General features: G+C 73.4%; 22 protein-coding genes. 14 read left to right on the top strand and 8 right to left on the bottom strand.

What is annotated here, in order from left to right:
* Positions 1-59: 59 nt before the first annotated feature.
* Entirely contained in the window at positions 60-1,370 is a 1,311-nt protein-coding gene (locus IO40_RS0104115) for a helix-turn-helix domain-containing protein (RefSeq protein ID WP_031174892.1), read from the bottom strand.
* 206 nt (positions 1,371-1,576) lie between these two features.
* Here IO40_RS0104115 and IO40_RS0104110 point away from each other — a divergent pair, with 206 nt between their 5' ends.
* The 3 genes from IO40_RS0104110 (at position 1,577) to IO40_RS0104100 (ending at position 6,035) form a co-directional block, all read left to right on the top strand.
* Positions 1,577-2,212: a TetR/AcrR family transcriptional regulator gene (locus IO40_RS0104110; protein ID WP_033228387.1), complete on the top strand. Its 636-nt coding sequence runs from the start codon at positions 1,577-1,579 to the stop codon at positions 2,210-2,212.
* Entirely contained in the window at positions 2,209-3,792 is a 1,584-nt protein-coding gene (locus tag IO40_RS0104105; RefSeq protein ID WP_031174891.1) for an MFS transporter, read from the top strand. Before IO40_RS0104110 ends, IO40_RS0104105 begins: the two co-directional genes overlap by 4 nt.
* Before the next feature lie 86 nt (positions 3,793-3,878).
* Complete coding sequence (locus IO40_RS0104100) at positions 3,879-6,035, top strand: primosomal protein N' (protein ID WP_031174890.1); 2,157 nt, start codon at positions 3,879-3,881, stop codon at positions 6,033-6,035.
* A 242-nt stretch (positions 6,036-6,277) separates the two neighbouring features.
* Here the strand turns inward: IO40_RS0104100 and IO40_RS33110 are convergent, their stop codons facing one another.
* Positions 6,278-6,919 carry a hypothetical protein gene (locus IO40_RS33110; RefSeq protein WP_030406831.1) on the bottom strand — a complete coding sequence of 214 codons (642 nt, stop codon included), beginning with the start codon at positions 6,917-6,919 and terminating at the stop codon, positions 6,278-6,280.
* A 301-nt stretch (positions 6,920-7,220) separates the two neighbouring features.
* Here IO40_RS33110 and fmt point away from each other — a divergent pair, with 301 nt between their 5' ends.
* The 8 genes from fmt (at position 7,221) to IO40_RS0104055 (ending at position 16,508) form a co-directional block, all read left to right on the top strand.
* Positions 7,221-8,165, top strand: coding sequence for a methionyl-tRNA formyltransferase (fmt, locus tag IO40_RS0104090; RefSeq protein ID WP_016467683.1), 945 nt, complete (start codon positions 7,221-7,223; stop codon positions 8,163-8,165).
* A gap of 265 nt (positions 8,166-8,430) precedes the next feature.
* A complete protein-coding gene (locus IO40_RS0104085; RefSeq protein ID WP_016467682.1) occupies positions 8,431-9,882 on the top strand; it encodes an RsmB/NOP family class I SAM-dependent RNA methyltransferase in 1,452 nt (483 codons plus the stop codon).
* Positions 9,883-9,954: 72 nt separating this feature from the next.
* Positions 9,955-10,647, top strand: a complete 693-nt coding sequence (rpe, locus tag IO40_RS0104080) for a ribulose-phosphate 3-epimerase (protein ID WP_016467681.1) — start codon at positions 9,955-9,957, stop codon at positions 10,645-10,647.
* 133 nt (positions 10,648-10,780) lie between these two features.
* Positions 10,781-11,779, top strand: a complete 999-nt coding sequence (locus IO40_RS0104075) for a sugar-binding transcriptional regulator (protein ID WP_016467680.1) — start codon at positions 10,781-10,783, stop codon at positions 11,777-11,779.
* Between the two features lie 48 nt (positions 11,780-11,827).
* The gene (locus IO40_RS0104070) at positions 11,828-12,304 is read left to right on the top strand and encodes a cation:proton antiporter regulatory subunit (RefSeq protein ID WP_030406833.1); all 477 of its coding nucleotides are present in this window, start codon (positions 11,828-11,830) and stop codon (positions 12,302-12,304) included.
* Positions 12,305-12,341: 37 nt separating this feature from the next.
* Positions 12,342-13,607, top strand: coding sequence for a cation:proton antiporter (locus IO40_RS0104065; protein WP_016467678.1), 1,266 nt, complete (start codon positions 12,342-12,344; stop codon positions 13,605-13,607).
* A 103-nt stretch (positions 13,608-13,710) separates the two neighbouring features.
* Positions 13,711-15,156 carry a GuaB1 family IMP dehydrogenase-related protein gene (locus IO40_RS0104060; protein ID WP_199789890.1) on the top strand — a complete coding sequence of 482 codons (1,446 nt, stop codon included), beginning with the start codon at positions 13,711-13,713 and terminating at the stop codon, positions 15,154-15,156.
* 251 nt (positions 15,157-15,407) lie between these two features.
* Entirely contained in the window at positions 15,408-16,508 is a 1,101-nt protein-coding gene (locus IO40_RS0104055; RefSeq protein WP_016467676.1) for a baeRF2 domain-containing protein, read from the top strand.
* Positions 16,509-16,606: 98 nt separating this feature from the next.
* On the opposite strand, the gene IO40_RS0104050 is transcribed toward IO40_RS0104055, so the two are convergent.
* Together IO40_RS0104050 and IO40_RS0104045 are read right to left on the bottom strand one after the other, a co-directional pair.
* A complete protein-coding gene (locus IO40_RS0104050; RefSeq protein ID WP_016467675.1) occupies positions 16,607-17,086 on the bottom strand; it encodes a GNAT family N-acetyltransferase in 480 nt (159 codons plus the stop codon).
* A gap of 36 nt (positions 17,087-17,122) precedes the next feature.
* Positions 17,123-18,166, bottom strand: coding sequence for a GDSL-type esterase/lipase family protein (locus tag IO40_RS0104045; RefSeq protein ID WP_031174887.1), 1,044 nt, complete (start codon positions 18,164-18,166; stop codon positions 17,123-17,125).
* A gap of 60 nt (positions 18,167-18,226) precedes the next feature.
* Here IO40_RS0104045 and IO40_RS0104040 point away from each other — a divergent pair, with 60 nt between their 5' ends.
* The 3 genes from IO40_RS0104040 (at position 18,227) to IO40_RS0104030 (ending at position 21,419) form a co-directional block, all read left to right on the top strand.
* Complete coding sequence (locus IO40_RS0104040; RefSeq protein WP_016467673.1) at positions 18,227-18,691, top strand: Lrp/AsnC family transcriptional regulator; 465 nt, start codon at positions 18,227-18,229, stop codon at positions 18,689-18,691.
* A 141-nt stretch (positions 18,692-18,832) separates the two neighbouring features.
* A complete protein-coding gene (locus tag IO40_RS0104035; protein ID WP_016467672.1) occupies positions 18,833-19,624 on the top strand; it encodes a carbon-nitrogen hydrolase family protein in 792 nt (263 codons plus the stop codon).
* A 157-nt stretch (positions 19,625-19,781) separates the two neighbouring features.
* Positions 19,782-21,419, top strand: coding sequence for a flavin monoamine oxidase family protein (locus IO40_RS0104030; protein ID WP_041968506.1), 1,638 nt, complete (start codon positions 19,782-19,784; stop codon positions 21,417-21,419).
* A 9-nt stretch (positions 21,420-21,428) separates the two neighbouring features.
* On the opposite strand, the gene IO40_RS0104025 is transcribed toward IO40_RS0104030, so the two are convergent.
* The 4 genes from IO40_RS0104025 to IO40_RS0104010 form a co-directional block, all read right to left on the bottom strand.
* Positions 21,429-22,355 carry a TIGR03619 family F420-dependent LLM class oxidoreductase gene (locus tag IO40_RS0104025; protein ID WP_016467670.1) on the bottom strand — a complete coding sequence of 309 codons (927 nt, stop codon included), beginning with the start codon at positions 22,353-22,355 and terminating at the stop codon, positions 21,429-21,431.
* A 119-nt stretch (positions 22,356-22,474) separates the two neighbouring features.
* On the bottom strand, positions 22,475-23,182 hold the full coding sequence (locus IO40_RS0104020) for a DUF5995 family protein (RefSeq protein ID WP_016467669.1): 708 nt from the start codon (positions 23,180-23,182) through the stop codon (positions 22,475-22,477).
* Between the two features lie 220 nt (positions 23,183-23,402).
* Complete coding sequence (locus IO40_RS0104015) at positions 23,403-24,785, bottom strand: uracil-xanthine permease family protein (RefSeq protein WP_016467668.1); 1,383 nt, start codon at positions 24,783-24,785, stop codon at positions 23,403-23,405.
* A gap of 217 nt (positions 24,786-25,002) precedes the next feature.
* The gene (locus IO40_RS0104010; RefSeq protein ID WP_016467667.1) at positions 25,003-26,331 is read right to left on the bottom strand and encodes an MFS transporter; all 1,329 of its coding nucleotides are present in this window, start codon (positions 26,329-26,331) and stop codon (positions 25,003-25,005) included.
* Positions 26,332-26,365: the final 34 nt, after the last annotated feature.

Genomic DNA, 26,365 nt, shown 5'->3' with positions numbered 1-26,365 from the left:
TCGGTGGTAGGAGGAGACGGCAGCGCGCACCGGCACTCCGGTGCCGCGTGCGGAGTGCGTCACATGTGCAGCGAGGCGGTGAGCCTGTGGTCGAGCTCGCGTACGGATCTCACGGAGGGATGACGTGCCAGGACGCGGGCGAGGCGGCGCAGATCGGTACGCACGGTCGCCGAACCGACCGTGTCCACCGTGTCGAGGAGCCGCTCCGTCAGCGTGCAGGCGTGCTCGATCTCACCCGCCTGGGCGTGGGCGAGGGCCCGCCGTACGCCATAGCGGGCCTGGGTGCGCAGTGCGTGCGCCGGCAGCCGTGAGACCTGCTCGTCCAGGATCTCCGCCGCGCGCTGCGGCCTGCCCAGATCGTGGAGGCACCAGCCTGTGATCATGGAAACCGGATCGCTGAGATTCGTGGTGCCGATGACCGGTGCGCCCGACCGGTCCGGCTGGGACAGCAGCGCACGGGCCCGGTCGAGGGCCTTCATACAGGCGGAGTGGTCGCCCAGAAGCGCGTATCCCTGCGCCTCCTGTTGTGCGGCCAGCCCGGCGATGCGCTCCTGCGGCTCCGCCGCCTGAGCCCGGCGCGAGAGACCCACCGTCGTGGAACCGTCCTCGGCGTAGAAGGCGACCAGCGCCCGGCGTACGAGTGCGTAGGCGGCCAGGCCCTCGTCGCCTCCCCGGCGTGCCGTCCGGACCGCGAGATCGGTCCACCACAGGGCAGCGCGGTCGTCGCCGGTCTCCTGCACCAGCCAGCCCACGAACTCCGCGTAGCGGGAGGCCAGCACGAACGCGTCCCGCCGCAGGGGCGGTTCGGTGCGTTCCGCCAGGGTGCGGAGCGCGTGTGTCTGCGCCACCAAGGCCGGGAGAACGAGGCCGGGAGCAGTGGTCTGGCCCATCGCCCGGTAGAAGAGCGAGCGGGCCTGCGACAGGAAGCCCGGTGTGTGCCCCTGAGCCGGGGCGGCGGGCATCCCGAGGGCCATGGCACCTGCCGCTCCCGCCGCCATCACACTGCGACGGGCCACCGGACGGAACCAGGCGGAGCCGGTCGGATCGAATTGCATCAGCCAGAACTCGCTTTCTTCCGCTTCCGTCGCGGCACAGTGCTCCGGTGTTGGTGCCGGTGCCGGTGCTGAAGCGGAACGGGCCGGCGGGACAAGTGAGATGAGGGCGCCCTCGGCCTTGAGGGCGTTGTCGCACAAGCGGGCCAGATCGGAGGAGGGGGCCTTGAGGCCCCGCTCGACCTTGCTCAGCTGGCTCTTGCTGTAGTGCACGAGGGCGCTGAGCCCTCCGAGAGTGACTCCTCTGGCCGTACGCAGGCGGCGCAGTTCGGGCCCGAACCGGGACGACCGCGGGGCGTTTTGAGCCTGCTGGAGCATTGCTGACCTCCGTCTCTTCCGCTCCGGGCAAGCCGCCCTCGCAGCAACCAGCTTGGGTCGCGCGTGCCCGGACCAACAAGGCGTGAGGGGCGTTTCCCGTTTCCCCTTCGAGAAGGCAACAGTGAGAGCGGGGGGCCGTCGAGACGGCGTCGGGAGTGAGGGCTCACTCATTGACGGAGTGAGTGCTCACTCCGTACGATGGGTGCATGAACGAGTCCCAGGCCAGGCGCAGGGCGCCTGCGATGAGCGCGGAACAGCGACGGGCGATGATCGTGACGGCTGCGCTGCCGCTCGTCATCGAGTACGGACCGCTGGTCACCACGGCGAAGATCGCGCGGGCGGCGGGGATCGGGGAGGGCACGATCTTCCGGGTCTTCACCGACAAGGAGGCACTCTTGGCGGCGTGCATGGAGGAGGCGCTGCGGCCCGACGACACTGTCGCGCACCTGGAGGGCATCGCCCTCGACCAGCCTCTGCGGAGCCGGCTGACGGAAGCGGCCGAGGTCATGCGCGGTTATATGAACCGGATAGGGGATGTGGCCGGGGCGCTGGCCCCCGTCGGAAAGGCGGCCCGGATCTCGGATGCCGAGGACATGGAGGAGGGCCGACGACAGCGCGAGGAAGGGCTGGCCGCACCCCGTGCGGCGCTCGCCGCGCTGCTGGAACCCGACCGGGACGTGCTGCGCCTCGAGCCCGAACGGCTCGCCGACCTCTTCCAGTTGATGCTGATGAGCGCCGGAAGGTTGGTCGCGTCGCAGCCGCTGGACGATGAAGAGCTCGTGGACCTCTTCCTGAACGGCGCGGTCACCTCCGGGGGAGACGAGCGGGGCGGTGCGGGGTGAGCGGCGTCGCCGTCCTCGGGGGAGCGGACCCCTATGCGACGCTGGGGCGGCCCGGTCGCCGTCTGGTGGCCTGCGCTCTGCTGGGCTGCGCGTTCCTCGCCATGCTCGACGGCACGGTCGTCGGTACCGCGCTGCCGCGCATCGTCGAGCAGCTCGGGGACGGCTCGTCCTGGTACGTCTGGCTGGTCACCGCTTACCTGCTGACGTCCTCCGTCAGCGTGCCCGTCTACGGCCGGTTCTCGGATCTGTACGGCCGGCGCAGACTGCTGCTGGGCGGGCTGACGCTCTTCCTCGTCGGCTCGCTGGCCTGTGGGTTCGCCGGCACGTTGTCGGCGCTGGTGATAGCCCGTGCCGCACAGGGGCTGGGGGCGGGTGCGCTGCTCACGCTCGGCATGGCGTTGCTGCGCGATCTCTTTCCACCGGAACGCGGCGGCGGGCTGCTGCGGATGCAGACGGCACTCGCCGGAATGATGATCGTCGGCATGGTCGGCGGACCTCTCATCGGTGGTCTGCTCGCCGACCACGCCGACTGGCGCTGGGCCTTCTGGCTGAACCTGCCACTCGGCCTGGCCGCCGCCTACGTCCTGCTCAGAGTGCTGCCGGAGCACAGACCTTCCGACCACCCGGAGCAGAGCCGGTGTCTGGACGTAGCGGGCATCGGGTTGCTGACGGCCGGGCTGTCCCTGGTACTCATCGGGCTGAGCCTCAAGGGGAACGCGCAGGCGGGGCGGCCGGTCGGCTGGGACGATCCTGCCGTGGCGGGCACGCTCGCCGTCGGCCTGCTGCTCCTTGTCGCCCTCGTTCCGGTTGAACGCCGCGCCGCTGTACCCGTACTGCCGTTGCGGCTGTTCACCCACCACTCGTACGGGGCGTTGCTCACCGCCGGCTTCTTCTTCCAGGCCGCAGCCCTGCCGCTGGGCATCCTGACACCGCTTTACTTCCAGCATGTGCGGGGATACTCGGCGACCGTCTCCGGGCTGATGCTGCTGCCCCTCCTCATCGGCATGACGCTGGGCAACCGGCTGACGGCCGCCCTGATCCTGCGCAGCGGCCACACCAAACCCGTTCTTCTGGCGGGCGCGGGCCTGCTCACCCTGGGCACGGCTTCCTTCGCCGCCCTGGGGCCGACGACGCCCCCGCCGCTGACCGGGCTGTGGCTGCTGCTCGCGGGGCTCGGCACCGGCCCGGCCATGGGAGGACTCACCATCGCCACGCAGAACGCCGTTCCCCGCGCCGACATGGGAACCGCGACGGCGGGCGCCGCCCTCACCAAACAACTCGGCGGTGCGGTGGGCCTGGCGGTTGCCCAGACGCTGCTCGTACGCCGGTCGGCGGCCTTCGGCGCCACAAGCGGCTCGGCCCCGGCCCCGACGGACGGCCGTCCCGGCGGGCATCCGGGCGGCGGCCCGGGCGTGGCCGCGTTGGGTGAGGCGCTCGGCCACACCGTCGCCTGGGCCGGTGCCGTGGGCGGACTGCTCGCCGTGGCCGCGCTGGTCTCCATGCGCGACGTCACACTGCCGTCCAAGAGCCCACGCGCCGGCGCGGGAAAGCCCGCCGGCACACCGACGGTGACGCGGTGAGCATGCCCGGCTGCGGCGGACGGGGCGGTGCGGATGCCGCTGCCGGGAACGGCTCCGGTGTCGGAGCGGTCTGCGAGACTGGCCCCGTGAGCAGGGACGACGCCGAGAGCGAGGAGCCGCAAGGGCAGCCGGAACAGTTGGCGCTGATCCGGGAGACGGTACGGGAGCACAAGGCCCGCCGCCCCCGGGCCAAACCCCGCACATGGCGGGGCGCGGAGCTCGCCGCACGGCTGCCGGTGGCGCGTGTCCTGGTCGACAAGGGCCTGGCCCATCTCGACCGGTTCTTCGACTATGCCGTCCCCGCGGCGATGGACGAGGAGGCCCAGCCGGGCGTCCGCGTCCGGGTGCGGTTCGGCGCCGGGGAACGGGAGGGACGCCGCGAGGGCGGGGGACTGATCAACGGGTTCATCGTGGAGCGCCGGGCCGACACCGACTTCACCGGGCGGCTCGCCCCGCTGGCCCAAGTGCTCTCACCGGAGCCGGTCCTCGGCCCGGAACTGCTCCAGCTGTGCCGGGCGGTCGCCGACCGCTATGCCGGCTCGCTCGCCGACGTCGTGCAGCTCGCGGTGCCGCCGCGCCGGGCCAGAGTGGAGAAGCAGCCCTCGCCGCGTCGCCCGCCCAGACCGCAGCCACCGGCGCCGGGCGGCTGGACACGCTATCCGCAGGGGCCCGCCTTCCTGGAGGCGCTCGCGGGGAAGGGGGCGCCCCGCGCGGTGTGGACGGCGCTGCCCGGACCGCACGGCTGGGCGGACGAACTGGCCCGGGCGATGGCCACCACGCTGGCGGCGGGGCGAGGCGCACTGGCGGTCCTGCCCGACGGAAAGTCCGCAGCGCGGGTGGACGCGGCGCTCACCGCCCTGGTCGGGGAGGGGCAGCACGTCCTGCTGACCGCCGACGCCGGGCCCGAGCCGCGGTACCGCCGCTGGCTGGCCGTCAGCCGGGGCGCGGTGCGCGCCGTGGTGGGCACCCGCGCGGCGATGTTCGCACCGGTGCGCAGGCTCGGGCTCGCCGCGATCTGGGAGGACGGCGACAGCGGCCACAGCGAGGAGCGCGCCCCCCAGCCGCACGCCCGCGAGGTGCTGATCCAGCGTGCCGTCACCGAACAGGCGGCGTTCCTGCTGGGGGCGCACGGTTGCACCGTGGAGGCGGCGCAATTGGTGGAGTCGGGATTCGCGCGTCCGCTGGCGGCCGACCGGGAAACGGTGCGGGCGGTGATGCCCCGGGTGCGTACGGCGGCCGAGGGCGACGAAGGCCGGGACCCGGCGGCGCGCAGCGCCAGATTGCCCAGCATGGCGTGGCACACGGCGCGGGACGCGCTGGAGCGGGGCCCGGTGCTGGTCCAGGTGCCCCGGCGGGGCTACGTCCTGCGGCTGGTGTGCGAGCGCTGCCGGGAGCCGGCGCGCTGCGCTCACTGCGCGGGCCCCCTCCAGGCCACGGGAGAGGGCACGGCACTGCGGTGCGCGTGGTGTGCCCGGGAGACACCGGAGTGGCGCTGCCCGATGTGTGCGGGCACCCGGCTGCGCGGCAGCGTCATCGGGGCCCGCCGGACGGCGGAGGAACTGGGCCGCGCCTTTCCGTCGGTGCCCGTACGGACGTCGGGCGGGGAGCACATCCTTGAGTCGGTGCCGGGGCGCCCCGCACTGGTCGTCGCCACACCCGGCGCTGAGCCGGTGCCGGAGGGCGACGGGTACGCGGCGGCGCTGCTGCTCGACGGGTGGGCACTGCTGGGCCGCCCGGACCTGCGGGCCGGTGAGGAGGCGCTGCGCCGCTGGATGGGGGCCGCCTCGCTGGTGCGTCCGCAGGGTGAGGGCGGCACGGTGGTGCTGGTGGCCGAGGAGGGGATGCGGCCGGTGCAGGCCCTGGTGCGCTGGGACCCGGCCGGGCACGCGTTGCGGGAGCTGGCCGACCGGGCGGAGCTGGGCTTCCCGCCGGTCTCCCGGATGGCGGCGGTCACCGGCCCGCCCGACGCCGTCGAGGCGCTGCTGACCTCCGCGCAGGAGGCCGGACTCCCGGAGGGGGCACAGGTGTTGGGTCCCGTCCCGCTGCCGGTGGTGGAGCCGGGGCGCCCCCGCCGCCCCGGCGACCCGCCGCCCGGTGAACTGTGGGAGCGGGCGCTGGTGCGGGTGCCGCGAGGCAGTGGGGCACCGTTGGCGGCGGCGTTGAAGACGGCTCTGGCAGGACGGCTGGCACGCCGGGAGGGCCCGGTACCGCACGTCCGCGTCGATCCCCTCGACATCGGCTGAGCGCGGCCCTCCCGGATGGGGGCGGGTGGTCGGTGGCCGCAGGGTGGTTGGGGGCCGGTTCCGGGCCGTCCGGTCGGTGGTTGGGCGCCGGCCCGGGCCGTCCGGTCGGTGTTCGACGAACGGCAGTTGGCGGTCGGCGGCTGGTGGCGGCGGCTCGGTGGATGCAGCGGCCGGCGGCTTCCGGGCACGGCGCTGCCCGGTGCGGAGGGCACCGGGCAGGGGGTGTTGCCGGCCGGGAGGCGTCAGCCGTTGCGGGGGGCGGGCAGCGCGCCGGCGCGTGGATCCCGGCGGGCCGCCTCGGCCCGCGGGTCGTGCCGGGCCTCGTGCCGTGGGTCGTTCCGCGGGTCGTGCCGGTCATGACGGTCGTGACGCGGGTCGTACCCGGAGGGCGACGGGGGCTGCGCGGGAATGGAACGGGCGGCCGGCACCGAGGGCCGTGCCGGTACGGCGGGGAGCGTGCGGGTCCCGGCGGGAACCGGCTCGGGCTGGCGGGCCGGCGCCGCGGCCTCGGCGTTCTCGGGGTTGCGGGGGGCGGCGCGCCGTGCGGAGCCGTACCTGCGGTGCACGGCCTGTTTGGTGACCCCCAGCGCCGAGCCCACGGCGTCCCAGGAGAAGCCGAGCGAGCGGTCGAAGTCCACCGCCGCGGTCACCAGGGTCTCGACGCTGTCGCGGAGTTCCTGGGCGAGTCTCACGGTCGGTGCCGGGGCCCGGCCGTAGACGACGAAGCCCGTGGACGGGCCGGTGCGCCGCGGGCGATAGACGTTGCCGAGCTGCGCCGTGAGGGTGCGCAGCGCGTCCACCTGCCGGCGGACCCGCTCGATGTCCCGCACCAGAAGGTGCAGGCTGGCCCGCGCCTGGGCGTCGTGGGTTGCGTGGTCGGCCATGAAGAAGCCTCTCGAACCGGCTGACATTGGGCTGTTCAGCTGTGGTGCTGGATGGGGTGTGTGGCTGTGCGAAGCCCTCGGGAGGAGGGAACGGAGCGAGGCCGCGGTGCCTGGGCGAAGCGGCACTCGATTCGGTCAATCTGACTTGACCAACGCCATGGGAGGGCTTCTGGTCACGGTGCGGGGGCGCGGAAGAGGCTCGGGCAGGGCGCGTGGAAGCCCGTACGCCCCCTGGGGTGCGGGCGGCCTGCTGACCGTAAACTGGGCTGTCTTTCCCCGTGTGAGAGGTAGTTCGCCACCGATGAGGCTCGTCTTCGCAGGCACCCCCGAGGTCGCCGTTCCCGCGCTCGACACCCTGATCGCCTCCGAACGGCACGAGGTCGTCGCCGTGGTCACCCGGCCCGACGCGCGGGCGGGACGCGGCAGGCGGCTGGTGCCCAGCCCGGTCGCCCAGCGGGCGGAGGAGGCGGGGATCGAGGTCCTCAAGCCCGCCCGGCCCCGGGAGGAGGATTTCCTGTCCCGGCTGCGCGAGATCGGTCCGGACTGCTGTCCGGTGGTCGCCTACGGTGCGCTGCTGCCGCGCGTCGCTCTCGACGTGCCGCCCAAGGGCTGGGTGAATCTGCACTTCTCGCTGTTGCCGGCCTGGCGTGGTGCGGCCCCCGTGCAGCACGCGCTGCTGGCCGGGGACGAGATGAGCGGCGCCACCACCTTCCTCATCGAGGAGGGGCTCGACTCCGGCCCGGTCTACGGCGTGGTGACGGAGGAGGTGCGTCCCCGGGACACCAGCGGTGACCTGCTGACCCGGCTGGCGTTCGCCGGTGCGGGGCTGCTGGCCGCCACCATGGACGGCATCGAGGACGGTTCCCTGGAGGCGGTGCCGCAGCCGGAGGAGGGAGTCTCCCTCGCTCCGAAGATCAGCGTCGAGGACGCCCGGATCGACTGGACCGCGCCCGCGTTGCGGGTCGACCGGGTGGTGCGGGCCTGCGCACCGGCACCCGGGGCGTGGACCGTCTTCCGGGGCGAGCGGCTCAAGGTCCGTTCCCTGATGCCGCCGGTGGCGGACGGCGCGGAGGGCGACGGGCCGGCGCCCGGCGAGCTGCGCGTGGGCAAGAACGCGGTGCATGTGGGTACGGGGTCGCACCCGGTCGAGCTGGAGTGGGTGCAGCCGCAGGGCAAGAAGCCGATGCGGGCCGCGGACTGGGCCCGCGGCACGCGGATCGAGGCGGGCGCCCGGTTCGACGCGTGACCCTTCTCCGGTGACGGGTCGGGCTCCGGGACCGGTCCCGGAGCGCCGCTCCGCGGGGACGGGCACCGCGACGGCACAGCCGCCCCGGTACAGCGATGTCCGCCCTCCCGGGGGGGCGGAGGCCCGGGGCCCGGCCCCCATGGGAGAGCGGCCGGCCCCCGGCCCGCCCCCTCGGTACGGGCGAGGGCGGGCGGCGGTCGGGGACAGCCGTGCGGGGTCGTAGGGTGGAGGTCTTGATCCCTCATCCAGCGGAGCACCTTCAGCAGTGAGCACCCAATCCCGCAGGGGCGGCAGGCCCGGCAAGCCGTACCGGCGGCCTCGTAAGGACCCGGTCCGCATCCTCGCGTTCGAGGCGCTGCGCGCGGTCGACGAGCGTGACGCCTACGCGAATCTGGTGCTGCCCCCGCTGTTGCGCAAGGCCCGTGAGAAGGACCCTGCGCAAGGCGGTCTCGACGCGCGGGACGCGGCGCTGGCCACCGAGCTGGTCTACGGCACGCTGCGCCGCCAGGGCACCTATGACGCGATCATCGCCGAATGCGTCGACCGGCCGCTGCGCGAGGTGGACCCGCCCGTGCTGGACGTGCTGTCGCTGGGGGCCCACCAGCTGCTCGGCACCCGTATTCCGCAGCACGCGGCGGTGAGCGCCACCGTGGAGCTGGCCCGGGTGGTGCTGGGTGACGGGCGGGCGAAGTTCGTCAACGCGGTGCTGCGCCGGATCACGGCCGACGATCTCGACGGCTGGCTGGAGCGGGTCGCGCCGCCCTACGACGAGGACCCGGAGGAGCATCTGGCGCTGTGGCATGCCCATCCGCGCTGGGTGGTGTCCGCGTTGTGGGACGCGCTCGGCGGCGGCCGTGAGGAGATCACCGCGCTGCTGGCGGCCGACAACGAGCGCCCCGAGGTGACGCTGGTGGCGCGGCCGGGACGGGCCACCACCGAGGAGCTGACCGGCACGGGTGCCGACGCCGTGCCGGGCCGCTGGTCGCCGTACGCGGTGCGGATGACGGAGGGCGGCGAGCCCGGCGCGCTGGACGCCGTGCGCGAGGGCCGGGCCGGGGTGCAGGACGAGGGCAGCCAGCTGGTGGCGCTGGCGCTGGCCGACGCGCCGCTGGAGGGTGCGGACTCCCGCTGGCTGGACATGTGCGCGGGGCCCGGGGGCAAGGCGGCGCTGCTCGGTGCGCTGGCGGCCCGGCGGGGTGCCGCGCTGCTGGCGGCGGAGAAGCAGCCGCACCGGGCCCGGCTGGTCGCGCGTGCGCTGGAGGGCAATCCGGGGCCGTGGTCCGTGGTCAGCGCGGACGGGACGCGGCCCGTGTGGCGGCCGGGCAGCTTCGACCGGGTGCTGGTGGACGTGCCGTGCACCGGGCTGGGGGCGCTGCGCCGCAGGCCGGAGGCGCGTTGGCGGCGCCGGCCGGAGGATCTGGCGGGGTTCGCGCCGTTGCAGCGCGGACTGCTGCGCGAGGCCGTGGCGGCGGCCCGTGCCGGTGGTGTCGTGGCCTATGTGACGTGTTCGCCGCATCTGGCGGAGACCCGCGCCGTGGTGGACGACGTGCTGCGCGGCCTGGAGAGGGAGCCGCAGGGTCCGGCCGCCGAACTGGTGGACGCCCGTCCGCTGCTGCCCGGGGTGCCCGGTCTGGGCGACGGGCCGGACGTGCAGTTGTGGCCGCATCTGCACGGCACCGACGCGATGTACCTCGCGCTGCTGCGCCGTACCGCCTAATCCGCCCGGGCAGGCTCCGCCCGCCCCACCGCGCGTCATCACCTCGAACGCTCACACGGAATACTGGTAACCATGGCTCAGATCAACCCCAGCATCCTGTCCGCCGACTTCGCGCGTCTCGCCGAGGAGGCGCGGCGCGTCGGCGGTGCCGACGGCGCCGACTGGCTCCATGTCGATGTCATGGACAACCATTTCGTGCCCAATCTGACCCTGGGCGCGCCCGTCGTCGAGTCGCTGCGGGCGGCCACGGACATTCCGCTGGACTGCCATTTGATGATCGAGGAGCCGGACCGCTGGGCGCCCGCGTACGTGGAGGCCGGGGCCGGCTCGGTCACCTTCCACGCGGAGGCCGCCGCCGCCCCGGTGCGGCTGGCGCGGGAGATCCGCGCCAAGGGTGCCCGCGCCTCGATGGCGCTCAAGCCGGCCACCCCGATCGAGCCGTACGAGGACCTGCTGCCCGAGCTGGACATGCTGCTGGTGATGACGGTCGAGCCGGGGTTCGGCGGGCAGGCGTTCCTGGACATCATGCTGCCGAAGATCCGCCGTACCCGGCAGCTGATCGACAAGCACGGTCTCGAACTGTGGCTGCAGGTGGACGGCGGTGTCTCCGCCGCCACGATCGAGCGGTGCGCGGAGGCCGGCGCGGATGTGTTCGTGGCGGGTTCGGCCGTCTACGGCGCCGAGGACCCGGCGGAGGCGGTGCGGGCGCTGCGCCGGCAGGCGGAGCGGGCGGCTGCGGCGGGAGGTCCGGCTCGGGAGAGCTGAGATGAACGCTGGGTGACCACGGTCACGAAAGTCGGGGGATCTGCAAGGATGAACGCGCGGCGCGTCAGTGCCAGCAGCGCGGACACGGCAAGACAGTGAGGTGAGAGCGGTGTCGTCGGGGCGAGCCACGCGAATGGGACCCGCCGAGCTCATGCAGGCGGCGGCGATGGCCCGCCGCTTCTACCTGGAGGGCAAATCCAAGATCCAGATCGCGGACGAGTTCGGGGTGAGCCGCTTCAAGGTGGCCCGGGTGCTGGAGACCGCCCTGGAGCGTGACCTGGTCCGGATCGAGATCCGGGTGCCCGCGGAACTCGACGCGGAGCGTTCCGACGCGCTGCGTGCCCGTTTCGGGCTGCGGCACGCCGTCGTGGTCGAGTCGCCCACCGAGGCGGTGGACGACGCCGCCGATCCGGAGAATCTGGGCGAGGTGGCCGCCGATCTGCTCGGCGAGCTGGTCACCGACGGCGATGTCCTGGGGCTGGCCTGGGGGCGTTCGACCATCCATATGGCGACCGCGCTCCGTCAGCTTCCGCCGTGCACTGTCGTGCAGCTGACGGGGGTCTACGACGCTGGGACGGCCGACCGCGGATCGGTGGAGGCCGTACGGCGGGCGGCCGAGGTCGCCGGGGGTGAGGCGCACCCCATCTACGCGCCGATGCTGCTGCCCGACAGCGCCACCGCGGCGGCGCTGCGCAACCAGACCGGTATCGCGCGCGCCTTCGAGTACTTCGACAAGGTCACCGTCGCCGCCGTCTCCATCGGTTCCTGGGAGCCGGGGATCTCCACGGTGCACGACATGCTCAGCCCGCAGGAGCGCGACCACTACTCGTCCCTGGGCGTGGCCGCCGAGATGTCCGCGCACCTGTTCGACGCGCGGGGCCGGCGGATCGGCCGGGACCTGGGCGAGCGCTGCATCACGGTCGAGGCCGAACGCCTCCGCCGCATTCCGGAGGTCGTCGCCATCGCCGGAGGCCACCGCAAGGCCGCCGCGATCGGCGCGGTGCTCCGTTCCGGACTGGTCACCAGCCTGGTGACCGACACGGCAGCCGCCGACTGGCTGCTGAACGAGGAAGAACCGGGACCCCGTCCGGCGTTGGAGCGTACGGACCCGGACAGTACCGCCGCTAGGTAGCAGGAGCCACGCAGACCTCATGGAAGGTTCCCAGAAGGGCAGCACGCCATGACGACCAAGAGCACCAAGCTGCCGGGGTTGGGCAAGCAGTACGACATCACCACCCGGAACGGACGGCACATCTCCGTCGTGGCCCATCAGGACGGCCGCAGGTTCCTCGGCTTCTACGACGAGGACGACCCGGACGCCTGTCAGGGCACGGTGCAGCTCGACCGGGAGGAGGCCGAGTCCCTCGCCGAGATCCTGGCCCCGGGGGAGAATCCCAGGCTGGGCACTTGCGAGATGGAGATCGACCTGGTCACCGCCCGTATCCCGATGTCGGGCCAGTCCCCCTACAGCGGGGAGCCACTGGGCGCGACGCGGGCGCGGACGAGGACCGGCGCCTCCATCGTGGCCGTCCTCCGACGTACCGGGGCCGTGCCCTCACCAGGCCCCGACTTCCGGCTGGAGGCGGGCGACACCCTCGTCGCCGTCGGCACCCGGGAAGGGGTGGACGAGTTGACCCGCATCATCTCCGGCACCTGAGCCATGGCAAAGCCGCTGGACAACTGAAAGGCCCTCCGTGCACGACACCACCGTCCTGCTGATCGAACTCGGCGCCGTCATCCTGGGTCTGGGCCTGGTGGGCCGCTTCGCCGGCCGCATCGGGCTCTCGCCGATCCCCCTCTATCTGCTGGGCGGTCTCGCGTTCGGGCACGGAGGCCTCTTCCCGCTGACGGCCAGCGAGGAGTTCATCGAGGTCGGAGCCGAGATCGGGGTCATCCTGCTCCTGCTCCTGCTCGGTCTGGAGTACAGCGCCTCGGAACTGGTCACCAGTCTCAAGACGCAGTACCCGTCCGGCCTGGTGGACTTCGCCCTGAACGCGGTGCCGGGCGCGGTGGCCGCACTGCTGCTGGGCTGGGGCCCGGTGGCCGCGGTGGCGCTGGCCGGCGTCACCTGGATCTCCTCCTCCGGGGTGATCGCCAAAGTCCTCACCGACCTGGGCCGGCTCGGCAACAAGGAGACGCCGGTCATTCTCGGGGTCCTGGTCATCGAGGATCTGTCGATGGCGCTCTACCTGCCCCTGCTGACGGCGCTGGTGGCCGGGCTCGGACTGGCCGGGACGAGCGTCGCCATGGTCATCGCGGTGGGCACGGTCGGGATCGTGCTGCTGGTGGCGCTGCGCTTCGGACGGCACATCAGCCGCGCCGTCAGCTCGGACACCCCGGAGATGCTGCTGCTGGTCGTGCTCGGCCTGGCCCTGCTGATCGCCGGGATTGCCTCCAAGCTCCAGGTCTCGGCCGCCGTCGGCGCCTTCCTGGTGGGCATCGCGCTGTCGGGGGAGACCGCGGAGAACGCCCGCAGTCTGCTGTCCCCGCTGCGTGATCTGTTCGCGGCCGTCTTCTTCGTCTTCTTCGGGCTGAACACCGCGCCCTCGCAGATTCCGCCGGTGCTGGTGCCCGCCCTGGTGCTGGCCCTGGTCACCGCCGTCACCAAGGTGATCACCGGCTGGTACGCGGCCGGGCGTGCGGGCGTGGGCAGCAGGGGCAGACTGCGCGCGGGCGGGGCGCTGGTGGCGCGCGGGGAGTTCTCCATCGTCATCGCGGGGCTGGCTGCGGGCACCGATCCGCGGATCACACCGCTGGCCACGGCGTACGTGATGATACTGGTGATCTTCGGGCCGCTCACTGCGCGCTGGACGGAGCCGGTCGTGCGCCGGACCAAGGGCCTCATCGACGCGCGCAAGGCCCGCCGCGAGGGCGCCGCCGAGGAGAGTGGGAGCACCCCGCCCCCGGTGGAGGCCGAGACCGTGTCCGGCCCGGCGGGCGCGAGCGGACACGGCGCGTAGCGGCCCGCCCGGCGGTGGGTGACCGCTTCGTACGATGCCACGACGGGTACCCGTGGAGTCCGGCGGATCCGCCGGAGTCGCATGGATGTGCGGGCGTGGGAGAATGAAGTACGTGCGTTTTCTCAATGATCAGCGGCCCCCGTACGACTTGACGTACGACGACGTCTTCATGGTGCCGAACCGCTCCGCGGTCGGCTCCCGGCAGGGCGTGGACCTGTCCTCGCCCGACGGCACGGGCACCACCATTCCGCTGGTGGTCGCCAACATGACCGCCATCGCCGGACGCCGTATGGCCGAGACCGTGGCCCGCCGCGGCGGTCTCGTGGTGATCCCGCAGGACATCCCGATCGACGTCGTCACCGAGGTCATCGGCTGGGTCAAACAGCGGCACCACGTCCTCGACACCCCCATCACCCTCGCACCCACCCAGACCGTCGCCGACGCGCTCGCGCTGCTGCCCAAGCGCGCCCACGGCGCCGGCGTCGTGGTGCGGGACGGGCGGCCCGTGGGCGTCGTCACCGAGTCCGACCTGACCGGTGTCGACCGCTTCACCCAGCTCTCTCAGGTCATGTCGAGCGAGCTGATGGTGCTCGACGCGGACATCGACCCGCGTGACGCCTTCAACCAGCTCGACGCCGCCCACCGCAAGTTCGCCCCCGCCGTCGGACCGGACGGCAGGCTGGCGGGCATCCTCACCCGCAAGGGCGCGCTGCGCGCGACCCTCTACACCCCCGCCGTCGACGCCGGCGGTGCCCTGCGCATCGCCGCCGCCGTCGGCATCAACGGCGATGTCGCCGCCCGTGCCAAGGCGCTGCTGGATGCGGGGGTGGACACCCTCGTCGTGGACACCGCCCACGGTCATCAGGAGCGCATGATCGAGGCGCTGGGTGCCGTCCGTGCCCTTGACCCGGGCGTCCCCGTGGTGGCCGGCAACGTCGTGGCGGCCGACGGGGTGCGCGACCTGATCGAGGCGGGTGCCGACATCGTCAAGGTCGGCGTCGGTCCGGGCGCCATGTGCACCACGCGCATGATGACCGGTGTCGGCCGGCCCCAGTTCTCCGCCGTCCTGGAGTGCGCCGCCGAGGCGCGCAAGTACGGCAAGCACGTGTGGGCCGACGGCGGTGTCCGCCACCCCCGTGACGTCGCCATGGCGCTCGCCGCGGGCGCCTCCAACGTGATGATCGGCTCCTGGTTCGCCGGTACCTACGAGTCCCCCGGCGACCTCCAGCAGACCGCCGACGGCCGGTTCTACAAGGAGTCGTTCGGCATGGCCTCCGCCCGTGCCGTGCGCAACCGGACCGCCGAGGAGTCCGCCTACGACCGTGCCCGCAAGGGCCTGTTCGAGGAGGGCATCTCCACCTCCCGGATGTTCCTGGACCCGGCGCGGCCCGGTGTCGAGGACCTGATCGACTCGATCATCGCCGGCGTCCGCTCGGCCTGCACCTACGCGGGTGCCGCCACCCTGGAGGAATTCGCCGAGCACGCCGTCGTCGGTGTCCAGAGCGCCGCGGGCTACGCGGAGGGCAAGCCGCTGCACGCCAGTTGGTGAACCGTTCCTTCAGCGCCGCCGGCGCTGTGCGGACGCCCGCTCGCGCCCCGGCGCGGGGTGCCCGGTGCGAGGGCCCGGCCGTCTCCTGGCCGGGCCCTCGCGCATGGGGGCACACGGCCACTCCGCCGCCCGCTGCGGTGACGCGCCTGCCGGCCGGACAAAAACTGATTTTGCCGTAAATCTGTTTTACTGTGCTGTTCGCTGCGGTGAACCTCAGGAAAGGCGGCAGGGCGGCCGTGCCCGGACCCACCATGGACCTTGCGTTCCTCCAGCCCCTGTACGAGGGCGACGCCCCCGTCGTCTCCGTCCATCTGGACACCTCGCGAGTGGCTCACGACGCCGACAAGCAGATCGAACTGCGCTGGCGGGCGGCGCGGCGCTCCCTGAGCGAGCAGGGCGCCGAGGAGGCGGATCTGTCCGTCCTGGACGAGGTGGCCGGCGGCGCTCCGGAACTGCCCGGCCCGCAGGGCGAGGCGCTGTTCGCCTCGGCCGGCCGGCTGCTGGGGGCCTTCAGCCTCGCGGAGCCGCCCGCCGCCGACAGCGCGCGGGTACTGCCGGTGCCCGACGCACTGGGCGTGGCCATCGACCGCGATCACCAACTGCCGCACGTGGTGGTCGCGGTGGACCGGGAGGGCGCCGACGTGGAGGCCTATCCGGCCGCCGGACAGGAGCCGGCTTCGCGGCGTACGTTCAACGGGAGCACCCTGCACATCACCCGGGTGCGGGGCGGAGCCGAGGCGCAGGCCTCCTACCACCGGCGCAGCGCCAATCTGTGGGCCGAGAACACCGGGCAGGCGGCCGACGACGTGCGGGCAGCCGCGGCGGACGTCGGAGCCGCCCTGGTGCTGATCGCCGGCGACCCCAGGGCCGTGGGCCTGCTCCGCGAACACCTCGGTGCCCGCCCGCCGGAGGGGGACGCGGAGGTCGTGTACGTCGAGGGCGGGCGCACCGACGCCTCCGCCAGGGAGAGCCTTCGCGCCGCTGTCGACTCCGCGATGCGCGAGGCCATGGCCCGCCGTCACCAGGACGTGCTGGAGCGCTTGGCGGGAGAGCTGGCCGGCGGCCGGGCGCTCCAAGGCATCCCGGCCGTCAAGGAGGCCCTGGCCGAGGGGCGGGTGGAGACCTTGCTGATGGCCGCCGACCGCAGCGCGGACCCCCTCCTGTTCGCCTCCCGCCGTGACCCGCGCGTGCTCGGTACGGAACCGGCGGCACTCGGTGAGGACCCGACGGCCTTCAGCGCCCCGGCGGCGCCGCTCCTGCTGCGGTCCGCGGTGCTCGGCGGCGCCTCGTTCACCGAGATCCTGCCCCCTGTCCGCTGCACGGACGGTGTCGCGGCGCTGCTGCGCTACTGATCCGCGTCGCTCGGGAGCGGCCCGTGCCGGCCCGCCGCCGTGGTGCGCGACGGGCACCGCACGCCGGCCTGGCCTTCGAATGACCGTCGTCGCGGTCGTCAGCGAGTGGCTGTGACCGCTCGCGGCGTCGCCGGGACGGCGAACCGCAGCTCAGGGCGTTCCCATGTGACCTTCGGCGGCGACGGGGCGACCGTCCCGACGCGCTGTGCGCCCATGCGCCGGTAGAAGCTCTCCGCCGGAGGGTGGGCCACCACGCGCACGCTCGTCAGCCCGGCCTCCTCGGCCTGGGTGATCATGTGTCCGATCAGACGGCGGCCGATGCCCAGCCCCTGCGCGTCGTCCGCGACGAACGCCAGGTCCAGCTCCGGCGGCTCCAGCACGAGGGAGTAGAAGCCCAGTATCCGCTCGGAGGCGTCGACGGCCACGAACACCCGGTGGCGGGCGAGATACTCCGCCGTGACCCGGTATCCCGAGACGATCGAGGCGTACCGCCCCTCATAGGCGCCGGACTGCTGGATCAGCGAGGTGAGGCGCTGCGCATCCTGGGCGACGGCACGCCTGATCGTCGTGGACTGCATCCGCCAGAGTATAGGGGTGCCCTCGACCTGTGACTATTACACCCCGGCTCGGGGTCCGTCTGTACGGCCCTCACCGCGGCCGGCCGGTCCCCGTTGCGGCAGCGGCAGCGGCAGCCGGCGCAGGGTGCGGGTCACCGCGTCGGCGATCAGGGCGTGACCGGTGTCGTCGGGGTGGACCCCGTCCACCAGATGCTCGGGGCCGACGAGGTCCGCGCCGGACAGCAGGGTCAGCCGCTCGTCACCGGCCGTCTGGCGGGCCCGGACGGCGCCCTCCATGGCGGCGCGCAGCTCGGCCAGTGTGGCGCCCAGCGGATTGGGCGTCCGCTCCGCCTCCGGGCGCGGCAGCGGCGAGAGCACCAGCAGCGGGGTGCGGGGATGCCCCGCGCGGACCAGGCGGAGGAACGCCGTGACGGTCTCGGCCATCAGGCCCGCCGAAAAGGGCACGCCCGTCCAGCAGTTGCAGCCGAACGCGACGGTGACGGCGTCACCCGGCAGGGAAGCCAACTGCTGGGCGGCGGCCGGCTCGCCGTGCGCCGAGCCCGAGTAGCCCAGGTTGACGGTGTCCAGGCCCAGCGCGCGGCCGGCGCGGGCCGGCCAGCCCAGGGACGGCGCCGAGGCCGACCAGCCCTCGGTGATCGAGTCGCCGTACACCAGCCAGCGCGGCTGCCGCGGTGCGGGACGGGCGCCGCGCACCCCCAGCAGCACCGGCGCGTACCCCTCCGGCGGATGCAGCACGCCCTGCCCGCCCGGCCAGTCCACGCGCAGCACGCGTACCTCTTCGCTCGGTGTCTCCGGGATGCGGGCCACCCGCTCACCGTCCCGCAGGACTTCCCAGGCCCGGCAGCCCTCCCGCAGTGCATCCACCGTGCCCAGGGCGCCCGTGCGGTAGCGCACCTCGAAGGGGCCGTCGGCGGTGAACTCCAGCCGGACCCCCACCGGCATCAGCGCCCGCGCCCACGTCTGCACCGGCAGGCGTGCGCTGTCGGCCGGGTCCGCGCGCACGCACCGGTCGCCGTCCCACCAGGCCACACCCCGTACGAAGGGCTCGGCGTCCTGCCACCCCTCGCTCCCGTCCCGCACGCTCCCACCAGGCCCTTCCGCTGTTCCTTGCCGCGTTCCGTCCCGTGTTCTACTGGCGCCGTGCCACAGAACGATCTCGACACCCTCGACGAACGCATCGTCCACGCCCTGGCCGAGGACGCCCGCCGGACGTACGCCGACATCGGAGCGGAGGTCGGCCTGTCGGCGCCCGCCGTCAAGCGGCGCGTGGACCGGCTGCGGGAGCGCGGCGCGATCATGGGGTTCACCGTACGGGTCGATCCGGCCGCCCTCGGCTGGCAGACCGAGGGGTTCATCGAGATGTACTGCCGCTCCCGTACCTCGCCGGGCGACATCCACCGGGCGCTGGCCCACTATCCGGAGGTGGCGTCGGCGTCCACGGTCACCGGGGACGCCGACGCGCTGGTGCAGGTGTTCGCCGCGGACATGCGGCACTTCGAGACGGTGCTGGAGCGGATCGCCGGCGAGCCGTTCGTCGAGCGCACCAAATCGGTGCTGGTCCTCTCGCCCCTGCTGCGCCGCTACAACGCGGGTCCTCCGCTGTGAGGAGGCCGGCACTTCCGGGCGCCTCCTGCGGGAAGCGCGCAACGGATCGCCGCTGCTGCCACTCCACGCGCAACAAAGCGGGGGTGGCCCCGCAAGATCGACGGCTTGTCGCCCGGCGGGGCGCTCCGTAGCGTCGTCGATGTGCGTATCGCCCTTCACCAGAGCGGGGTTCCCGGCCCGGAGACCCTCGACGACGCCGCGCGGCGGGCCGCCGCGCGGAGTGCCCGTCTGCTGCTGACGCCCGAACTGTCGCTGACCGGCTACGCGCTGGCCGACCCGGCCGAGGCCGCGCAGCCCGCCGACGGGCCCGGCCCCGCGGCCGTCGCCGCCATCGCGCGCCGCCACGGCGTGGCCGTCGTCCACGGCTATCCGGAGCGTGGCGAGGACGGCGCCGTCCACAATTCGGTGCAGCTCATCGGACCGGAGGGCGACCTTCGCGCCAACTACCGCAAGACACATCTGTACGGTCCCTACGAGAGCGCGCACTACACGGCGGGCAGCAACCTGTGCGTGCAGACGGAGCTGGACGGGCTCACCCTGGGACTGCTGGTCTGCTACGACGTCGAGTTCCCCGAAGCCGTCCGGGCGCACGCCCTGGCCGGGACGGACGTGCTGCTGGTCCCGACGGCGCTGATGCGGCCGTACGACACCGTCGCCACCACCCTCGTACCGGCACGTGCGGTCGAGAGCCAGCTGTATGTGGCGTACGCCAACCGCGTCGGCCGCGAAGGGGAGTTCGACTTCGCGGGGCTGAGCTGCCTGGCGGCCCCCGACGGCACCGTGCCGGCCCGTGCGGACGGCAGTTCCTCCGCCCTGCTGCTCGCCGACGCCGACCCCGCGGCCCTGCGTGCCTCCCGCGAGCGCAACCCGTATCTGGCCGACCGCCGCCCCGAGCTGTACCCGGCCTGGTCCCGCACCGACCGGACCCCGTGAACCCCAGGAGCACCACCCCATGACCTCCACCGTGCCCACCGCCGCCCGCGAGCAGGGCGGGCGCAACAGCGAGAACAGCAGGATCAGCAGGAACGTCAAGCACAGCGAGAGCACCGAGCGGAGCGGTATCCCGAGGGATGCCGAGCCGCCGCTGACGATGTTCGGCCCCGATTTCCCCTTCGCGTACGACGACTACCTCGCGCACCCGGCGGGTCTCGGCGCCGTGCCGCCCACCGAGCACGGCACCGAGGTCGCCGTCATCGGCGGCGGCCTGTCCGGGCTGGTGACGGCGTACGAACTGATGAAGATGGGGCTCAAACCGGTCGTCTACGAGGCCGACCAGCTCGGCGGCCGGCTGCGGACGGCGACGTTCGAGGGCGGCGACGCGTCACTGCGCGCCGAGATGGGCGCCATGCGCTTCCCCCCGTCGTCCACCGCGCTCCAGCACTACATCGAGCTGACCGGGCTGGAGACCAAGCCGTTCCCCAACCCGCTGGCCCCGGACACCCCCTCGACCGTGGTCGATCTCAAGGGTGAGAGCCACTACGCCCGCACCCTGGAGGACCTGCCGCCCGTCTACCGCCAGGTGATGGAGGCGTGGAACGCGTGCCTGGAGGAGGGCGCCGACTTCTCCGCGATGCAGCGCGCCATCCGCGAGCGGGACGTGACCCGCATCCGGGAGATCTGGTCGGCGCTGGTGGAGAAGCTGGACAACCAGACCTTCTACGGCTTCCTGTGCGACTCCCCGGCCTTCTCCTCCTTCCGGCACCGGGAGATCTTCGGCCAGGTCGGGTTCGGCACGGGCGGCTGGGACACCGACTTCCCCAACTCCATCCTGGAGATCCTCCGCGTCGTCTACACCGGCGCGGACGACGACCACCGCGGCATCGTCGGCGGCTGCCAGCAGCTGCCGCTGCGGCTGTGGGAACGGGCGCCGGGCAAGCTCGTCCACTGGCCGCAGGGCACCAGCCTGGCCGCGCTCCACCCCGGCGGCGAGCCCCGCCCGGCGGTCACGCGGCTGCACCGGACCGCGGGCAACCGCATCACCGTCACCGACGCGGCGGGCGACATCCGCACCTACCGGGCGGCGGTCTTCACCGCCCAGTCCTGGATGCTGCTCAGCCGCATCGAGTGCGACGACGCGCTGCTGCCCATCGACCACTGGACGGCGGTCGAGCGCACCCACTACATGGAGTCCTCGAAGCTGTTCGTGCCGGTGGACCGGCCGTTCTGGCTGGACAAGGACCCGCGCACGGGCCGGGACACCATGAGCATGACGCTCACCGACCGGATGACGCGGGGCACTTATCTGCTGGACGACGGGCCCGACAAGCCCGCGGTGATGTGCCTGTCGTACACGTGGTGCGACGACAGCCTCAAATGGCTGCCGCTGGACGCCAACGAACGGATGGAGGTCATGCTCAAATCGCTGGGCGAGATCTATCCGGGCGTGGACATCCGCAAGCACATCACCGGCAACCCGCTGACCGTCTCCTGGGAGGACGAGCCCTACTTCCTGGGCGCGTTCAAGGCGAACCTGCCCGGCCACTACCGCTACCAGCGGCGGCTGTTCACCCACTTCATGCAGGAGCGGCTGCCCGCCGACCGGCGCGGTCTCTTCCTGGCCGGGGACGACATCTCCTGGACCGCCGGCTGGGCCGAAGGAGCCGTGCAGACCGCCCTCAACGCCGTCTGGGGCGTCATGCGGCACCTGGGTGGTGCCACCGACCCGGCCAACCCGGGGCCGGGCGACGTCTTCGACGAGATCGAACCGGTGCGGCTGCCCGAGGACTGAGGGCCCGCCCTACAGCCCCGCCTGCGAGACGGCCTCCCGCAGCTGCTTGGCCGACTCGATCAGCTCCTGGGCGCTCCCGCACGTCAGCTGGTTGTCCAGCAGCACCTCGTCCACCCCTGCCCGGGCGGCCCCGCGAAGGTCGTCCACGATCTGTTCCAGGCTGCCCTGGCAGGGACGCCGGTCGCCGTCCAGCGGGCGGTCGGTGAGCTTGACGGAGGCGCGGACGGTGGTGGTCAGCTCCGCCGGGTCCCGGCCCTCCTCGCGGGCCAGTTCGGCGATACGGGCACGGGCCGCGGCCACCTGCTCGTTGGTCACCATCGACGGCAGCCACCCGTCGGCCCGCCGCACCAGCCGGCGCAGCGCCCGGTCGGTGCTGCCCGCCAGCAGCACCGGTATGCGGCCCGCGGGCTTGGGGCCGACGGCCGAGGGCGTGAACCGGGTGCGCCGGCCCTCGTAGGAGACCGGGTCCGGTCCCCACACGGCGGCGCACACGTCCAGCAACTCGTCCAGGGCGGCGCCGCGCGAGTCGTAGTCCACGCCCGCGGCGGCGTATTCGTCGCGGGACCAGCCCGTGCCCAGTCCGGCGACGATCCGGCCGCCGCTGGCCGCGTCGAGCGTGCCCAGCGCACGCGCCAGCAGGAACGGCTGGTGCAGCGGGCCGACCAGCACGGCCGATCCCAGCTTGACCCGTTCGGTGACGGAGGCGGCCAGCGACAGGGTGACCAGCGGGTCGGCGACCGACCGGAAGTAGTCCGCCCAGGGCTGACCCGGGATCAGATACATGTCGTCCACGGGCTCTTCGGGCCGCATGATGCGCTCCAGCACCCAGACGCTGTCGTAGCCCATCTCGTCGGCGGCCCGGGCCACGGCCGGCACATCGGTGGCCAGGTCGTACGTTCCCGTCTGTGGCAGTCCCAGCCCCAGTCGCAGTGCCATTTCGCCTCCATACGCGCGCACGCGGGTCGTGTCACGTCCGGCACTTCCGCACCGGACGTCCCCTGCCTACGCGATTCGCGCCCGCACGGCAATGGTGTCTCCCGGCTCCCGGTGCCCGCTCAGTGCCACAGAGGTGTCAGCAGACAGCGGCCCGCCACCCCCACCGTGGCGTCCAGGCCCTGGGCCATCTCCTCCAGCAACTCCCCGAAGGCCCGCAGCTCCCACAGCCCGCGGAAGGCCGCCCAGGCACCGCAGCGCGCCCGCTCCAGGCTCCAGGCGCCGATCAGATGGGTGAGCGGATCGGCCACGTCCAGCAGGTCGGGCCCCGGCATCAGGTCCTCCCGGATGCGTTCCTCCAGGCCGGTCAGCAGTTCGCCGATCCGCTCGAAATCGGTCTCCAGGTCCTCGGGGCGGGCGTCCAGCACCCGGCAGGTGTCCAGCAGCGCGAGCGGCAGGTCATGACCGATGTGCGCGTTGACGCCGGCCAGCGCGAACTGCACGGGGTGCACGGACGGATGGCGCCGGAAGCGGAAGAGCGGACGCCAGCACGAGGGCGTCCGCAGACCGGCGTCCTCGGCGTCCACCGCGTCCAGGAACCGCCGCGCGAACCGGGTGCCCAGCTCGCCGGTGGCGGCCCGGCCCTCGAAGTGGCCTGCGGCGAGGCGCCGTTCCAGTTCCCCGGTCACCGACAGATACACCCGGTTGAAGACGGCCACACCGTCCTGGCGCGGCAGCGCCGCGCCGATCTGCCGCATCCGGGCCGTCACTTCGGCGACGGATGCCGACATCGCCGCGCGCTGCGCGGGCACCTGCTCCGTGAAGGTCATGTCCCGCAGGGTGGCAGCCGGCCGCACCGGGTGCGGGCAGCCCGCACCGCAGGGCCCCCGGACGGAGGACGCGCGAATCCGGCGTCCGCCGCAGACCGGCCCGATCGCATGCGGCCCGGCCGGACACGTGGTATCCCACCGGGCACGGCCGGCTTGCCGGGTGGAGGGGGCGCGGTACGCCGAGCGGGCCGTGCCCTGGCGGCCGGGGCCGTGAGCGGCGTCAGCTCTTCTCGTCGTAGTCGCTGGTGCCCTCGTCCAGCAGCGGCTCCTGCGTCTTCAGATGCGGCGGGGCCAGCGCCTTGAGGACGTGGTAGCCGGTGAGGACGACGAGGGTGCCCAGTGCGATGCCGCCCAGCTCGAAGGTGTCGGTGAACTTCAGCGTCACATTGCCGATGCCGATGATGATGCCGGCGGCCACCGGCACCAGATTGAGCGGATTGCGCATGTCGACGCCGTTGTTGATCCAGATCTGCGCGCCGAGCAGCCCGATCATGCCGTACAGGATGACGGTGATGCCGCCGAGCACCCCGCCGGGGACGGCCGCGACGACCGCGCCGAACTTGGGGCAGAGGCCGAACAGCAGGGCGAAGCACGCCGCCGCCCAGTACGCCGCCGTCGAGTAGACGCGGGTGGCGGCCATGACGCCGATGTTCTCCGAGTAGGTCGTGGTGGCCGGTCCGCCGACCGCGGTGGACAGCACGCTGCCGACCCCGTCGGCGGAGATGGCCGTGCCCAGCTTGTCGTCGAGCGGGTCGCCCGTCATCTCGCCGACGGCCTTCACATGCCCCGCGTTCTCCGCCACCAGCGCGATCACCACCGGCAGCGCCACCAGGATCGCCGACCACGAGAAATGCGGCCCGTGCACCGACGGCAGACCGAACCAGTCGGCCTCGCGCACACCGGACAGATCCAGCCGCCAGTGGTCCACCGTCCTGCCGCTCGCGTCCGGCGCGTGGATGCGGCCGAAGATCCGGTCGAAGGCCCACGACATGACATAGCCGGCGACCAGCCCAAGGAAGATCGCGATCCGTGACCAGAAGCCCCGCAGGCACACCACGGCCAGCCCGGTCAGCAGCATCGTCAGCAGCGCGGTCCACTGGTCCTGCGGCCAGTAGGTGCTCGCCGTCACCGGCGCCAGGTTGAAGCCGATCAGCATGACGACCGCGCCCGTCACCACCGGCGGCATCGCGACGTGGATGATCCGCGCCCCGAACTTCTGCACGGCCAGCCCGACGAGGAGGAGGGCGACGCCCACCACGAGGATGGCGCCGGTCACCGTGGCGCTGCTGCCGCCCTGCCCGCGGATGACCGCGGCCACCCCCACGAAGGAGAGGCTGCACCCCAGGTAGCTGGGCACCCGGCCGCGGGTCGCGAGGAGGAAGAGCATCGTCGCGAAGCCGGACATCATGATGGCCAGATTCGGATCCAGACCCATGAGCACGGGGGCCACGAAACTGGCGCCGAACATCGCCACCACGTGCTGGGCGCCCAGGCCCGCCGTACGCGGCCACGACAGCCGTTCGTCCGGCCTGACGACGGCGCCCGGGGCGGGGACGCGTCCGTCGCCGTGCACCTTCCACCGCACGCCGAGTCCGCCACCCATCACTGCTCCCGCCCACTTGGCCGATTCCGATCGCTCCACATCCTAGTTCGGCCCGAACACTGCTCGATCACGCCGGGACAGCGCCCCGTACCGCTGCCCGGGGCGCGGGTCCGACGAGGCCGGAATCGGTCCCCTCCGGCGGAGCCGGACCCGGCCGAGGGGCGGTCGGCGCCCAGGCGCGCGGGGTGAGCGCCTCAGCCGTGCGGGATGCGCGCGCTCATGTGCGCAGGACGTGCGCGGTGGCCACCAGGCCGACGAGGAGCGCGGTGACGACACCGAAGGAGACGGACAGCGAGGTCGTCTGGGCGATCCATCCCACGATCGCCGGAGCCGCCAGTCCCGAGGCGTAGGCGAGGGTCGCCACTCCGGCGATGGCCTGCCCCGGCGCGGTGGCCGCCGTCCGTCCGGCCGCCGCGAAACACAGCGGGACCACCACGGCGATGCCGACGCCGATGAGGGCGAACCCGGCGACCGCGACCGGGGGTGTCCGGGCGGTGACCACCAGCGCGGCCCCCACCGCCGCCAGCACACCACCGGTCCGCACGGTCACCACCGGCCCGAAGCGGCGCACCACGGCGTCGCCCGACAGCCGGGCCAGTGCCATCGTGCAGGCGAACGCGGTGTAGGCGGAGGCGGCCAGCCCCGGCGCCGCACCGGTCACATCGGCCAGGTAGATGCCGGACCAGTCCATCGAGGCGCCTTCGGCGAACACCGCGCAGAAGCCGAGCAGTCCGATGGCCAGCACCCCGCGCGAGGGCAGCGCGAACCGGGGCGGCGCCTCCGCCTCGTCCCGCGTCGTGGTCTCCTCGGCCGCAACGGGCGCCTCCGGCGGGGGCTCGCCGGGTGTCCAGCGGGCCGCGGCCACCGCCACCAGGGCCAGCAGGGGCGCCGCCAGCCCCAGATGGAGCCGCGCGTCGAGCCCCGCGTGGGCGGCGAGGGCGCCACCCGCGCCGCCCACCAGCGTCCCCACGCTCCACAGCCCGTGCAGCCCGGACATCACCGAACGCCCGTACGACTCCTCCACCCGCACGCCCTGCGCGTTCATGGCGACATCCATCAGGCCGAGGCCGCACCCGTACAGGAACAGGGCCAGGCACAGCCAGCCCAGCGCGGGCGCCAGCGGCGGCAGCACCAGACCCGCGCAGCACGCCACGGAGACCCCGGCCAGCGCGCGCCGGTCGCCGTACCGGTGGGCGAGCCGGGCCGAGAGGGGCATGGCGGCGGAGGCGCCCGCCGTCATGAAGACCAGCGCGAGCCCCAGCCAGCCCGGGCTCAGGCCGAGGTGTTCCCGCAGCCAGGGGATGCGGGTGGCGAAGGTGCCGCTCGCCGTCCCGTGCACGGCGAAGACGAGGGAGACGGCCACCCGGGCGTGCCGGACCCGCCGGCCGGGCCGGTCCCGGGGGTGCGCCGCTCCCGCACCGCCCCTGCCGTCACCGGGCGGGACGTCCCGCCCGGGAGCCAGCGCGCCCGTGGCGGCCCTCACCGTCTCGGTGCCCGCTGCCCCCGCCGCGGCGCCCCGCCGCGTTCCGTCGTCGCCCGTGCCCATTGCCGTCTCCCTGCGCACCCGTGAGCCGTTCCGT

This window comes from Streptomyces albus subsp. albus, from assembly GCF_000725885.1.
GTDB lineage: Bacteria > Actinomycetota > Actinomycetes > Streptomycetales > Streptomycetaceae > Streptomyces > Streptomyces albus.
Note: the sequence above shows the minus strand (reverse complement) of the source record. Positions and strands in the feature narration are given on the sequence as shown.

Bases quoted from the DNA above. Each gene is read 5' to 3' on its own strand.
- IO40_RS0104050 (WP_016467675.1), bottom strand. From the start codon at position 17,086: ATGCAGTCCACGACGATCAGGCGTGCCGTCGCCCAGGATGCGCAGCGC.
- IO40_RS0104030 (WP_041968506.1), top strand. From the start codon at position 19,782: ATGTTCGGCCCCGATTTCCCCTTCGCGTACGACGACTACCTCGCGCAC.
- IO40_RS0104025 (WP_016467670.1), bottom strand. From the start codon at position 22,355: ATGGCACTGCGACTGGGGCTGGGACTGCCACAGACGGGAACGTACGAC.
- IO40_RS0104070 (WP_030406833.1), top strand. From the start codon at position 11,828: ATGACGACCAAGAGCACCAAGCTGCCGGGGTTGGGCAAGCAGTACGAC.
- fmt (WP_016467683.1), top strand. From the start codon at position 7,221: ATGAGGCTCGTCTTCGCAGGCACCCCCGAGGTCGCCGTTCCCGCGCTC.
- IO40_RS0104110 (WP_033228387.1), top strand. From the start codon at position 1,577: ATGAACGAGTCCCAGGCCAGGCGCAGGGCGCCTGCGATGAGCGCGGAA.
- IO40_RS0104060 (WP_199789890.1), top strand. From the start codon at position 13,711: ATGAAGTACGTGCGTTTTCTCAATGATCAGCGGCCCCCGTACGACTTG.
- IO40_RS0104010 (WP_016467667.1), bottom strand. From the start codon at position 26,331: ATGGGCACGGGCGACGACGGAACGCGGCGGGGCGCCGCGGCGGGGGCA.
- IO40_RS33110 (WP_030406831.1), bottom strand. From the start codon at position 6,919: ATGGCCGACCACGCAACCCACGACGCCCAGGCGCGGGCCAGCCTGCAC.
- IO40_RS0104020 (WP_016467669.1), bottom strand. From the start codon at position 23,182: ATGACCTTCACGGAGCAGGTGCCCGCGCAGCGCGCGGCGATGTCGGCA.
- IO40_RS0104075 (WP_016467680.1), top strand. From the start codon at position 10,781: ATGGGACCCGCCGAGCTCATGCAGGCGGCGGCGATGGCCCGCCGCTTC.
- IO40_RS0104015 (WP_016467668.1), bottom strand. From the start codon at position 24,785: ATGGGTGGCGGACTCGGCGTGCGGTGGAAGGTGCACGGCGACGGACGC.
- IO40_RS0104055 (WP_016467676.1), top strand. From the start codon at position 15,408: ATGGACCTTGCGTTCCTCCAGCCCCTGTACGAGGGCGACGCCCCCGTC.
- IO40_RS0104115 (WP_031174892.1), bottom strand. From the start codon at position 1,370: ATGCTCCAGCAGGCTCAAAACGCCCCGCGGTCGTCCCGGTTCGGGCCC.
- rpe (WP_016467681.1), top strand. From the start codon at position 9,955: ATGGCTCAGATCAACCCCAGCATCCTGTCCGCCGACTTCGCGCGTCTC.